Source organism: Pseudomonas sp. S5D5, assembly GCF_003013355.1.
Taxonomy (GTDB): Bacteria; Pseudomonadota; Gammaproteobacteria; order Pseudomonadales; family Pseudomonadaceae; genus Aquipseudomonas; species Aquipseudomonas aylmerensis.
In genome coordinates this window covers 6,250,247-6,262,846 of the sequence record NZ_PTEO01000001.1, presented here as the reverse complement: position 1 = coordinate 6,262,846, position 12,600 = coordinate 6,250,247, and the positions used below count along the sequence as shown (strand labels likewise).

10 protein-coding genes and 2 tRNA genes are annotated in these 12,600 nt (G+C 61.0%); 8 read left to right on the top strand and 4 right to left on the bottom strand.

The features are described 5' to 3' along the window. Both C9990_RS28680 and C9990_RS28675 read left to right on the top strand, forming a co-directional pair. Positions 1–1,290 (top strand): adenylosuccinate synthase, encoded by a 1,290-nt coding sequence (locus C9990_RS28680; RefSeq protein WP_106805317.1) that lies wholly within the window; start codon positions 1–3, stop codon positions 1,288–1,290. Between the two features lie 140 nt (positions 1,291–1,430). After that, a complete protein-coding gene (locus tag C9990_RS28675; RefSeq protein WP_106805316.1) occupies positions 1,431–3,365 on the top strand; it encodes a methyl-accepting chemotaxis protein in 1,935 nt (644 codons plus the stop codon). A 108-nt stretch (positions 3,366–3,473) separates the two neighbouring features. Here C9990_RS28675 and C9990_RS28670 read toward each other — a convergent pair whose 3' ends face one another. The 4 genes from C9990_RS28670 to C9990_RS28655 form a co-directional block, all read right to left on the bottom strand. Then, positions 3,474–5,039 carry an iron ABC transporter permease gene (locus C9990_RS28670; protein WP_106805315.1) on the bottom strand — a complete coding sequence of 522 codons (1,566 nt, stop codon included), beginning with the start codon at positions 5,037–5,039 and terminating at the stop codon, positions 3,474–3,476. Then, positions 5,039–6,064, bottom strand: coding sequence for an iron ABC transporter substrate-binding protein (locus C9990_RS28665; protein ID WP_106805314.1), 1,026 nt, complete (start codon positions 6,062–6,064; stop codon positions 5,039–5,041). The genes C9990_RS28670 and C9990_RS28665 overlap by 1 nt, the downstream gene beginning before the upstream one ends. Positions 6,065–6,224: 160 nt before the next feature. After that, positions 6,225–6,311 (bottom strand) — tRNA-Leu (locus C9990_RS28660). A gap of 153 nt (positions 6,312–6,464) precedes the next feature. After that, positions 6,465–6,551: transfer RNA gene (locus C9990_RS28655), tRNA-Leu, on the bottom strand. Positions 6,552–6,776: 225 nt separating this feature from the next. On the opposite strand from C9990_RS28655, the gene rnr reads away from it, so the two are divergent. From rnr to rplI, 6 genes are all read left to right on the top strand, one after another. Next, a complete protein-coding gene (gene rnr, locus C9990_RS28650) occupies positions 6,777–9,410 on the top strand; it encodes a ribonuclease R (protein ID WP_065900134.1) in 2,634 nt (877 codons plus the stop codon). Continuing rightward, positions 9,407–10,162: a 23S rRNA (guanosine(2251)-2'-O)-methyltransferase RlmB gene (gene rlmB / locus C9990_RS28645; protein ID WP_065900136.1), complete on the top strand. Its 756-nt coding sequence runs from the start codon at positions 9,407–9,409 to the stop codon at positions 10,160–10,162. The genes rnr and rlmB overlap by 4 nt, the downstream gene beginning before the upstream one ends. Positions 10,163–10,469: 307 nt before the next feature. Next, positions 10,470–10,892, top strand: coding sequence for a 30S ribosomal protein S6 (rpsF, locus tag C9990_RS28640; RefSeq protein ID WP_003236224.1), 423 nt, complete (start codon positions 10,470–10,472; stop codon positions 10,890–10,892). Positions 10,893–10,920: 28 nt separating this feature from the next. Then, positions 10,921–11,151, top strand: a complete 231-nt coding sequence (rpsR, locus tag C9990_RS28635) for a 30S ribosomal protein S18 (RefSeq protein WP_002551829.1) — start codon at positions 10,921–10,923, stop codon at positions 11,149–11,151. Positions 11,152–11,187: 36 nt separating this feature from the next. Then, entirely contained in the window at positions 11,188–12,081 is an 894-nt protein-coding gene (locus C9990_RS28630; RefSeq protein ID WP_065900138.1) for a hypothetical protein, read from the top strand. 18 nt (positions 12,082–12,099) lie between these two features. Then, positions 12,100–12,546, top strand: coding sequence for a 50S ribosomal protein L9 (gene rplI / locus C9990_RS28625; protein WP_003171376.1), 447 nt, complete (start codon positions 12,100–12,102; stop codon positions 12,544–12,546). Positions 12,547–12,600: the final 54 nt, after the last annotated feature.

Genomic DNA, 12,600 nt, shown 5'->3' with positions numbered 1-12,600 from the left:
ATGGGTAAGAATGTCGTAGTCCTGGGCACCCAATGGGGTGATGAGGGCAAAGGCAAGATCGTTGATCTGCTGACCGAACATGCTGCCGCCGTAGTGCGCTACCAAGGTGGCCACAACGCTGGCCACACCCTGGTCATCGATGGCGAAAAAACCGTCTTGCACCTGATCCCGTCGGGTGTACTGCGCGAAGGCGTGCAGTGCCTGATCGGTAACGGCGTGGTGGTCGCACCTGACGCCCTGCTGCGCGAGATCACCAAGCTGGAAGAGAAAGGCGTACCGGTGCGTGAGCGCCTGCGTATCAGCCCGTCCTGCCCGCTGATCCTGTCCTTCCACGTTGCGCTGGACCAGGCCCGTGAAAAGGCCCGTGGCGAGCTGAAGATCGGTACTACCGGTCGCGGCATCGGCCCGGCGTACGAAGACAAGGTTGCACGTCGTGGCCTGCGTGTGGGCGACCTGCTCAACATGCCGCGCTTTGAAGACAAGCTGCGTGAGTTGGTGGACTACCACAACTTCATGCTGGTCGGTTACTACAAAGAGCCAGCCATCGAATTTGAAAAGACCCTGGCTGAGTGCAAGGAATACGCCGAGCTGCTCAAGCCGCTGATGCTGGATGTGACTGCCGAGCTGCATGACCTGCGTCGCGCTGGCAAAGACATCATGTTCGAAGGCGCCCAAGGTTCGTTGCTGGACATTGACCACGGTACCTACCCGTACGTGACCAGTTCCAACACCACTGCGGGTGGCGTTGCGACCGGTTCGGGCGTTGGCCCGATGTTCCTGGACTACATCCTGGGCATCACCAAGGCTTACACCACGCGCGTAGGTTCGGGTCCATTCCCGACTGAGCTGTTCGACGAAGTCGGTGCACACCTGGCCAAGCAAGGTCACGAGTTCGGCGCAACTACCGGTCGTGCCCGTCGTTGTGGTTGGTTCGACGCCGTTATCCTGCGTCGCGCTATCGATGTGAACAGCATCTCGGGCATCTGCCTGACCAAGCTGGACGTACTCGACGGTCTGGAAACCATCAACATCTGCATCGGTTACAAAGATGCGGAAGGCAGCGACGTTGCCCCGACTGACGCTGACAGCTACGTGGGCCTGCAGCCTGTGTACGAAGAAGTGCCGGGCTGGACCGAATCGACCGTGGGCGCCAAGACCCTGGAAGAGCTGCCAGCCAATGCGCGCGCGTACATCAAGCGCGTTGAAACGCTGATCGGTGCTCCGATCGACATTATTTCGACGGGCCCGGACCGCAACGAAACCATCGTTCTGCGTCACCCGTTCGCGTAATAAGCTGTTGATGTAAAAAGCAAAGGGCTCCTTCGGGAGCCCTTTGTCGTTTCTGCCGGGCAAACGGCACGACCCTTGCTTTGGTTCTCTCTTTCGCGGTGCTATCAAATTAATGGCACCCGTGGTGGAGGGATTCCCAGATGTCTGCCGTTCTCTCATTGTTACAAAGCCGTCTGTTGCGGCCGGTGTTCGTTACCCTAGGTATCGCTCTTTTGGTGCAAGTGCTGGTGGCGGTCGCTCTGACCCGGAGCACAGTCACGGCGCTGGAAGCTGATTTGGGCAATCGCCTGGGTATCGACAGCCAGAAACTGTCCGGCGAATTGGCCCAGGCTGGCAAAGAGGTGACTTCCAGCCTCGACAGCTTGTCGTCCAGTACTCGCCAGCGCCTTACCGCCGGGTTGTCCACGCGTCTGCAGGAAGAGCAGCAGCAACTGCGTGCGACCCTGGAAAAAGACCTGCAGGACTCCGCTAACGATATGGCTCAACTGCTCGCCTCGGTGGCGCCGCGCGCCATGTGGGACAGCGACGTGCCGACGCTGTCGGAGTTTGCCCGCCGTGCCCAGCGCAATCCCAACGTGTTGTTTGTGGTGTATGACGATGCGGCTGGCGAGCACCTGACCCGTTACCTCAATCGTGAAAACCCGATCAACCAGGCGCTACTGGAAAAGGGCAAGGGCGAACGTGCGTTGGACAAAGTGTTGAATGCGGCCAAGACCGATCCGTCGGTGTATTACGTCGAGGCGTCCATCAGCCCTAATGGCGTCGAGATCGGCAAGGTCCGCATGGGGGTTTCGACTGCCTCGGTCGAGGCTGACCTGGCCGCGCTGGACAAGCGTTTTGCTGCACTGATTGCCAGCGGTGACCAGTTGGTGGGCGACAGCCTCAAGGGCGCCGCTGCCGATAGCGCGGCCGCCATGGGCGCGCGGTTGCAGTCGGCGCAAGCCACTGCGACCCAGATGACGGCCAACACCTCCAGCGCTGTCCAGGAGGCTGCCGGCACCTTGCGCTGGCGCATCGGCATGGGGCTCGCGGTGGTTGGCTTCGGCGTATTGCTGCTGATCGCGATCGTGCTTGGGCGGCGCGTGGTCAATCGCCTGAAGCTGTTGATTGCGGCCATGGATGACCTTGCGGCAGGCGAGGGCGACCTGACCAAGCGTGTGCAGATCAGCAGCAAGGACGAAATCGGCGACATGGCCTCGGCGGTCAATCGCTTTGTGGATAAGTTGCAGCCCATCGTGCGTGAGGCTGGTGACGTGGCGCAGCGTACCGGTGTGGAAATCGGCGCCATGACCTTGCGCAATGCGGGTGCCGATGCCGCCGCCGGGCTGCAGCGTGACGAAGTCGCCGAAAGCCTGCGCGCGCTGTCGCAAATGGCCGACGAGGCCCAGGCCGAAAGCCATGCGATGCAGGCCGCGTTGCAGCAGGTGGTGGATATTCGCCAGGCGACCGATGAGAACTCGCGCACCTCGGCCGAAGTCGGCAGCCTGATCGAAGCGCTGGCCGGGCAGGTGCAAGCCGGTTCGCAGGTGATTGAGCGCCTGGCGCAGCAAAGCGAGCAGATCGAAGTGGTGTTAACGGTGATCCATGGTATTGCCGAACAGACCAACCTGTTGGCGCTTAACGCGGCCATTGAAGCGGCGCGCGCCGGCGAGACCGGGCGTGGTTTTGCAGTGGTGGCGGACGAAGTGCGTGCGCTGGCCAGCAAGACTCAAAGCTCTACTGGCGACATTCAGGCGCATATCGCGGCCCTGCAGCAGGGCGCGCGCGAGGCGGTGGAAACCATCGGCAAGGCCGGACGCCAGGCCAACGAAGGCTTATTGGTGCTGCGCGATAGCGTGCGCCTGCAGCAAACGGTGCAGGCCTCGGTCGAGCAGGTGCACGCTGCCATCGGCCTCGCCACGCGCGCGGCCGAGCATCAAGCGCAGGGCGCGCATGCGGTGCGTGGGCGGGTCGAGGTGATCCATGCCCAGGCCGAACGTGCGGCGCAGGCGGTGGTAGAGACCACCGCCAGCGGTAAGGTGCTGGATGGGTTGGCTGCACAGTTGAAGGCGAGCCTGGGGCAGTTCCGGGCTTGATGTCGCCTGTTTCGGCCTCATCGCAGGCAAGCCAGCTCCCACACTCGACCGCGTTACAACATTGGAATACGGTCAAGTGTGGGAGCTGGCTTGCCTGCGATGGCGGCTTCAGCGGCTCAAGTACATCCGCGTCGTCAGCAGATACACCGGCAACCCCGACACCAGGATCAACAACGCGGCATATGGCGCCGCCGCCGCGAATTCCACATTCGAGGTATGCGCCCACACCGCCGTGGCCAAGGTGTTCAGCCCGGTCGGGCTGAGCAGCAGCGTCGCCGTCAATTCCTTCATCGCATCCAGGAACACCAGCGCAAACGCCGCGCCCAATGCCGGGAAAATAATCGGCAAGGTCACTCGGCAAAACGCGCTGAACGACGACGCGCCCAGCGTACGTGCGGCTTCTTCCAGCTGCGGCGCCGCCTTGTTCAGGGCGGTACGGATCGGCGCCTGCGCCAGCGGCAGAAACAGCAGCGCATAAGCAATCAACAGCAACGCCGAGGTCTGGTACAGCGCCGGCACGTAATGCAGGGCGAAATACACCAGCGTCAGTGCAATCACCAGGCCGGGCAGGGCGTGCAGCAGGTACGGCAGGCGTTCGGCCCAGAGCGCCAGTTGGCCTTTGTAGCGCACCACCAGCAGCCCCACTGGCACTGCCAGTACCAGGCACAGCGCAGCGCCGCCCAGCGAGAGTGCCAGGGAAGACAGCAGCGCCTCGCCAATTTCGGCCGCTGGAAACGCCGCCGACGAACCAACTGCCAGCCAATACCCGAGCATGCCCAGGGGAATGCCGCTGCCGATGATCGCCAGCAGCAAGCAATACACTTGGCCCAGTGGCGCCCATTTACCCAGTCGGACCTGCTCCGCGTGCCGCGCCGCGCCCTGGCCGATACGCACGTGCCGGCCCTTGCCGCGCACGCGCAACTCCAGCCACAGGAGCGTCAGGCACATCACCAGCAGCACCGCCGAGAGCATCGCGGCATTCGCATTGCTGAATTCCAGTTCGAACTGTTGGTAGATCGCGGTGGTGAACGTCTGCAATCCGATGATCGACAGCGCACCGAATTCCACCAGCATGTGCAGGGCAATCAACAGGGCCCCGGCCAGCAGCGATGGCCACAGCAGCGGCAATGTCACCCGGAAGAATATGCCCCAGCGGTTGAGCCCCAGGGTGCGGGCCGACTCTTCCAGCGAGGGGTCAAGATTGCGCAGGGTGGCCGCCACCGGCAAGAACACCAGCGGGTATTTGGACAGGCTCATCACCAGGATCGCCCCGCCGAGCCCTTCGAATTGGGCGCTCAGCGACACCCAGGTAAAGCTGCTGACAAACGCCGGTACCGCAAACGGCAGGCACAGGATCACGCCCCAGATGCGCCGTCCCGGCAGGTTGCTGCGCTCCAGCAGCCACGCCAGGGACAGGCCGATCACGGCGCACGCGACCGTCACCCCGACCATCAGCGCCAAGGTGTTGCGCAGCAGTCCAAACACGTAAGGCCGCCACAGCAGGTGCACCGCCTCCGCCCAGCCCGCCTGCCAGGCCTTCAGCCCGACATACACCAGCGGCAGCAGGCTCAGGCCCACCAGGAGCAGGACGGGGAGCAACAACCAGATCGAGGGACGCTTGCGTCGCGGGGTGAAACCCCCGCGCAGGGCGGGGGCGGGTAGCGATGGGTTCATCAGTTCAAGCCAACGTCACGTTCCAGGTCCAGGGCCTCTTCGGCGTTACCCAGGTCGGCAGGCGTGACTTTCGGCGGTTGCAGCTCGCTGAAGGGCTTGAGGCCACGGTTGGATTCCATGCCCTTGCGCAGTGGGTATTCGGCCGAGGTGTTGGTAATCACACGCTGGCCTTCTTCACTGGCCATGAACGCCAGCAGATGCTGTGCTTCCTGGGGGTGTTTGCTGGATTTCAGTGCTGCTGCCGAAGACACGGTGATCAGGCCGCCGGCATCGCCATTGGTGAAGTAATGCAACTGGGAATCCAGGTTGGTTTTTTCCTTCTTCAGGGCAAACCAGTAATAGTTGTTTACCAGCACGGTAGCCACTTCGCCATTTTCCACGGCTTTGAGGGCGACCATGTTGTTGCTGTACACCTTGCCGAAGGCGCGCAGGCCGGTCAGCCATTCTTCGGCGGCTTCGCGGCCGTGCAGCTTGATGATCGCCACGGCCTGTTCCTGGAACGCGCCGCTGGTGGGCACGAAGCCGACCTTGCCTTGCCACTCGGGACCGGCGAAATCCAGTACCGACTTGGGCAGGTCTTTTTCGGCGATCAGTTTGGGGTTGAACGCCACGACGCGGGTGCGCGCGGTCACGCCCATCCAGTCGCCGTTGCTGCCGACGTAGTCCTTGGGCAACACCGCGAGCGTGCTGGCATCGATCTTCGCCAGCAGGCCTTGCTCGCCGAGCTTGTTGAGGGGCGGTGACTCTTCGGTGTAGATCACGTCGGCAGGGGAGCGCTCGCCTTCTTCCACGACCTGGCTGGCCAGCTGGTTGCTGCTGCCTTTGCGCACATTGACGTGGATGCCGGTCTTGGCTTCAAAGGCCTTGGCGAGTTCATCGCCGACTTCTTTGTGTTGGCCGTTGTACAAGGTCAGGGAAACCTTGTCGGCGGAATAGGCACTGGGCGAGAGCAGGGTCAGGCCGAGCAGAGTGATGGTCAGGCCACGCAGAAGGGATGTCTTGAGACGGGTATCGCGGATCATCATCCGGGGTTTTCCTCACTTGAGTGCAACAAATCATTGCAAGGATAAACGATAAAGTTTCTCAGGTGCGGACGGGAGGGTAAATCGGGTGGGAAAGTTTCCAGGCTGATGTTTTCAAACCCCGGAAACGAAAAAACCCGCTTTCGCGGGTTTGATCTGAATTTGGTGCCCAGGAGAAGACTCGAACTTCCACGACCTTGCGATCACCAGCACCTGAAGCTGGCGTGTCTACCAATTTCACCACCTGGGCATTATCAACAACGCTTGCGCTGTTGATGGAGCGAACTATACGGAGGGCTTTTTGATCTGTAAACCCCTGATATCAAAAATATAAATCGGGATTCACGTTAAAAATCAAAGGCCTGAAACGAAAAAACCCGCTTTCGCGGGTTTGATCTGAATTTGGTGCCCAGGAGAAGACTCGAACTTCCACGACCTTGCGATCACCAGCACCTGAAGCTGGCGTGTCTACCAATTTCACCACCTGGGCATTATCTGACAACGTTGCCGTCGTCGATGGCGCGCACTATACGCAGCGCTATTTTGGCTGTAAAGCCCTGCTATCAAAAAAACCTGGAAAATTTCGCCAGTGGTCGTGCAAGGTGCGTTCCGAGGGCTGCAAAGGCCTTTAAAACGCTTGTTGATGCCTGAAATTTCCCGTTTCAATACGCGTATGCCAAACTAACCCGCATATAGACAAGGTGAAAACTCTCTAATGGCCGATTGGCAGTCCCTCGATCCCGAGGCCGCTCGTGAAGCGGAAAAATATGAAAACCCTATTCCTAGCCGCGAACTGATCCTGGCGCATCTCGCCGATCGGGGTTCGCCTGCTAGCCGCGAGCAGTTGGTCGAAGAATTCGGTCTGACCACCGAAGACCAGCTCGAAGCCCTGCGCCGCCGCCTGCGCGCCATGGAGCGCGACGCTCAACTGATCTACACCCGCCGTGGCACCTATGCGCCCGTGGACAAGCTCGACCTGATCCTTGGCCGCATTGCCGGCCACCGTGACGGCTTCGGCTTCCTGATCCCGGATGATGGCAGTGACGACCTGTTCATGAGCCCGGCGCAGATGCGCCTGGTGTTTGATGGCGACCGTGCCCTGGCGCGCGTTTCCGGCCTCGACCGTCGCGGTCGCCGTGAAGGCGTGATCGTCGAAGTGGTGTCCCGTGGTCACGAGACCATCGTCGGCCGCTACTTCGAAGAAGGCGGTATCGGCTTTGTGGTGCCGGATAACCCCAAGGTGCAGCAGGAAGTGCTGATCACCCCGGGCCGCAACGCCAACGCCAAGATCGGCCAGTTCGTCGAGGTGAAAATCACCCACTGGCCAACCCCGCGCTTCCAGCCGCAGGGCGACGTGATCGAAGTGGTCGGCAACTACATGGCGCCGGGCATGGAAATCGATGTCGCGCTGCGCACCTACGACATCCCTCACGTATGGCCTGAAGCCGTCGTGAAAGAAGCCCGCAAGCTCAAGCCCGAAGTGGAAGAGAAGGACAAAGAGAAGCGTATCGACTTGCGCCATCTGCCGTTCGTCACCATCGACGGCGAAGACGCCCGCGACTTCGACGACGCGGTCTACTGCGAAGCCAAGCCTGGCAAGTTGCGCCTGTTCTCCGGCGGTTGGAAGTTGTACGTGGCGATCGCCGACGTTTCCAGCTACGTGAAAATCGGCTCGGCACTGGACAACGAAGCCCAGGTGCGCGGCAACTCGGTGTACTTCCCCGAGCGCGTGATCCCGATGCTGCCGGAAGAATTGTCCAACGGCCTGTGCTCGCTGAATCCGAAAGTCGACCGTTTGGCCATGGTGTGCGAGATGACTATCTCGAAAACCGGCGAAATGACCGATTACCAGTTCTACGAAGCGGTGATCCACTCCCAGGCGCGCCTGACCTACAACAAGGTCAGCACCATCCTGGAAACGCCGAAGACCAGCGAAGCCAAGGCCCTGCGTACTGAATACGCCGGCGTCGTGCCGCACCTCAAGCAGCTGTATGCGTTGTACAAGGTGTTGCTGGGCGCACGTCATGTGCGTGGCGCGATCGATTTTGAAACCCAGGAAACCCGGATTGTCTTCGGTTCCGAGCGCAAGATCGCCGCGATCACCCCGACCACCCGCAACGACGCGCACAAGCTGATCGAGGAATGCATGCTGGCGGCCAACGTGGCCACTGCTGAATTCCTGAAAAAGCACGAAATCCCTGCGTTGTACCGTGTGCACGACGGTCCGCCGCCGGAGCGCCTGGAAAAACTGCGCGCGTTCCTCGGCGAACTCGGCCTGTCCCTGCACAAAGGCAAGGACGGCCCGACGCCGAAGGACTACCAGGCTCTGCTTGCGAGCATCAAGGACCGTCCGGATTACCACGTGATCCAGACCGTGATGCTGCGCTCCCTGAGCCAGGCGGTGTACAGCGCCGATAATCAGGGCCACTTCGGCCTGAATTACGAGGCGTACACCCACTTTACTTCGCCGATCCGCCGTTACCCGGACTTGCTCACGCACCGGGCGATCCGCAGCGTGATCCACTCCAAGCAGAACACCCCGCACGTCAAGCGCGCCGGTGCCATGACCATTCCGAAGGCGCGGATCTATCCGTACGACGAAGCGGCCCTGGAACAGTTGGGCGAGCAGTGCTCCATGAGCGAGCGCCGCGCCGACGAAGCCACCCGCGACGTGGTGAACTGGCTCAAGTGCGAGTTCATGAAAGACCGCGTGGGCGAGTCGTTCCCGGGTGTGATCACTGCCGTGACCGGCTTTGGCCTGTTCGTCGAGCTGACCGACATCTACGTCGAGGGCCTGGTGCACGTCACCGCGTTGCCGGGCGACTACTACCACTTCGATCCTGTGCATCACCGCCTGGCGGGCGAGCGCACCGGTCGCAGCTTCCGCTTGGGCGACACGGTGGAAGTGCAGGTCATGCGCGTCGATCTCGACGAGCGCAAGATCGACTTCGGCATGCCTGACAAACCGGCCGAACCGACTGGCCGGAAAAAACGTGGCAGCGACACCGCAGCCCCGGCCGCCAAGGGCAAGGGGGCTCCTGCGAAAGCGGCGGCCACCGAGCCTGCGCCGGCCAAGGCGGGTCGTCGTTCGTCTGCCAAGGACAAGGCCCCCGAAGCCTACCGCCCAAGTGACGCAGCGGCGAAAAACGCCGAACTGCGCAAGAGCCGTGAGTTGAAGCAGCAGTTGCTCAACGAAGCCAAAAGCGGTGGTAAAGCGGCGTCTGGGGGAAAGTCCCACGGGGCGGAAAAGCCGTCGAGCAAGCCGAGTAAACACCGTAAAGGCCCGCCAAAAGCGGGTTCGGCCCCCGCGAAAAGCGGCGGGTCGCGCAAACCTAAGGCCAAGTCATGAGTCTGGAAAAAATCTACGGCGTACACGCCGTAGAAGCATTGCTGCGTCACCATCCCAAGCGCGTCAAGCAAGTCTGGTTGGCCGAAGGTCGCAGCGAGCCGCGCGTGCAAGCGCTGGTCGAGCTGGCCACTGCCAATAAGGTCGCGATCGGCCAGGCCGAGCGGCGTGAAATGGATGTGTGGGTGGAAGGTGTCCACCAGGGCGTGGTCGCGGACGTGAGCCCGAGCCAGGTCTGGGGCGAAGCCATGCTTGACGAGCTGCTCGACCGTACCGAAGGTGCGCCGCTGCTGCTGGTGCTGGACGGCGTGACCGACCCGCACAACCTCGGTGCCTGCCTGCGTTCGGCGGATGCCGCCGGCGCGCTGGCAGTGATCGTGCCCAAGGACAAGTCGGCGACCTTGACGCCGGTTGTACGTAAAGTCGCCTGTGGCGCGGCGGAAGTGATTCCGCTGGTAGCCGTGACCAACCTGGCGCGTACCCTGGAGAAACTCCAGCAGCGCGGCTTGTGGGTCGTGGGCACGGCGGGAGAGGCCGAGGTCAGCATCTATGACCAGGACCTCACCGGCCCGACCATCCTGATCATGGGCGCCGAAGGCAAAGGCATGCGTCGCCTGACCCGTGAGCATTGCGATTACCTGGTGCACCTGCCGATGGCCGGCAGCGTCAGCAGTCTCAACGTATCGGTCGCAACGGGCGTCTGCCTGTTCGAAGCCCAGCGCCAGCGCGGCGCCAAGGCTAAAGCCAAGAAATAACCAAGTCTGGCGCAGGTCAAAATGTGGGAGGGGGCTTGCTCCCGAATACGGTGTATCAGCCAGTGCATTGGGTGACTGGCACACCGCTTTCGGGAGCAAGCCACCTCCCACATTTGTTTTAGTGGTGTATGGGCGCTGTTCAAATAATCACCAATCACCTTGCACCCTTTCTCCCCCTTCTCTACAATTGCGCCCCTTGCCTTCCTGGCAGGCACCGATGTGCCTCCCTGCGGCAAGATCCATAAGTGTCATTCACTCCTTGTCTGACCGTTTTTGAGCGGCAGGCTACAACCCGTAAGGAGCATTCATGCGTCATTACGAAATCATCTTTTTGGTCCACCCGGATCAAAGCGAGCAAGTCGGCGGCATGGTTGAGCGTTACACCAAGCTGATCGAAGAAGACGGCGGCAAAATCCACCGTCTGGAAGATTGGGGCCGTCGTCAACTGGCCTACGCAATCAACAATGTTCACAAGGCTCACTACGTGATGCTGAACGTTGAGTGCACTGGCAAGGCCCTGGCCGAGCTGGAAGACAACTTCCGCTACAACGATGCAGTGATCCGTAACCTGGTCATCCGTCGCGAAGAAGCCGTTACCGGCCAATCCGAGATGCTCAAGGCTGAAGAAAACCGCAGTGAGCGCCGTGAGCGTCGCGACCGTCCTGAGCACGAAGGCGCTGATAGCGCTGACAGTGATGACAGCGACAACAGCGATAACGCTGACGAGTAATCCACGGACCTTTTAAGGAGCCTATCAAATGGCACGTTTCTTCCGTCGTCGTAAATTCTGCCGCTTCACCGCTGAAGACGTGAAAGAGATCGATTACAAAGATCTCAACACTCTGAAAGCCTACGTATCCGAGACCGGCAAAATCGTTCCAAGCCGTATCACCGGTACCAAAGCACGTTATCAGCGTCAGCTGGCCACCGCTATCAAGCGCGCCCGCTTCCTGGCCCTGCTGGCCTACACCGACAGCCACGGCCGCTGAGACCGGGCAGTCGACAAGTAGTAAGGGATTGAATGCATGCGCGCCTTAGCTGAGTTCATCATGCGCGGTCGTGTGCAGGCCACTCTGGTAGTGGCTGGATGTGCGGCATTGCCGTTGCTTTATTGGTTGGGTGCTGCCGCAGGTTGCCTTGTGCTCCTGCGGCGCGGTTTGAAGGACGCCCTTGGCGTTCTTGCCCTGGGACTGCTGCCGGCCTTGGTCTGGTGGCTGCAATTCGACGATCCACGCGTGCTTCTGGTACTGCTGGGGTCATCGAGCCTTGCGTTGGTTTTACGCGCAAGCGAGTCCTGGGTCCGCACGCTGCTGGTCAGCGTGGCATTGGGGTTGGTGTACTCAGTAATGCTTGGCGCGGCTTTCCGCCCGCATATCGAGGCGCTGGCGCAGGAGATCGTCAAGATCCTGCCGCTGGCCCTCGGGGATCTCTACCAGCAGTTGACGGTAGATGAGCGAGCGCGCCTTGCGGCACTGATTGCACCGGTCCTGACCGGCCTGATAGCGGCACTGTTGCAGATCGTCAGCGTGCTGAGCCTGATTCTTGGGCGTTATTGGCAGGCGTTGTTGTACAACCCGGGTGGTTTTGGTCGCGAATTTCGCAGTATCAGAATCCCTGCGGGGCCGGCGATGTTGCTGCTGGCGTGCATGGTTGTCGGACCGAACTTCGGTCCACAGATGGCCTTGCTGGCGCCGATTTGCAGCGTACCGCTGGTGTTTGCCGGACTGGCCCTGATTCACGGGCTGGTTGCGCGAAAGCGCCTGGCCAAGTTCTGGCTGGTGGGGTTGTACGTCACGCTGTTGCTGTTCATGCAGCTGATCTATCCGTTACTCGTGGTCTTGGCCATTGTCGACGGCCTGATTGATTTTCGCGGTCGTCTCGCGTCGAAAGACGCCGATAACGCGAACGGTGAAGGTTAAAAGTTAGAGGATTTTCACATGCAACTGATCCTTCTGGAAAAAGTCGCCAACCTGGGCAACCTGGGCGACAAAGTGAACGTTAAGGCCGGCTACGGTCGTAACTACCTGCTGCCATACGGCAAAGCCACCGCTGCAACCGCTGCCAACCTGGCTGCGTTTGAAGAGCGTCGTGCTGAGCTGGAAAAAGCCGCAGCAGACAAAAAAGCATCGGCCGAAACTCGCGCTGCCCAACTGGCTGAGCTGGAAGTGACTATCACTGCCACCGCCGGTGACGAAGGCAAGCTGTTCGGTTCGATCGGCACCCACGACATCGCTGATGCACTGACCGCCTCCGGCGTTGAAGTGCAGAAGAGCGAAGTTCGTCTGCCGAACGGCACCATCCGCAACGTAGGCGAATTCGACGTAGCCGTGCACCTGCACGCTGAAGTTGAAGCCACCGTACGCGTTGTCGTGGTAGCAGCTTAAGCAGCACCTAACTGACTGGCACCTCGCGTGCCAGGCGGTTAACATCGGGCACGA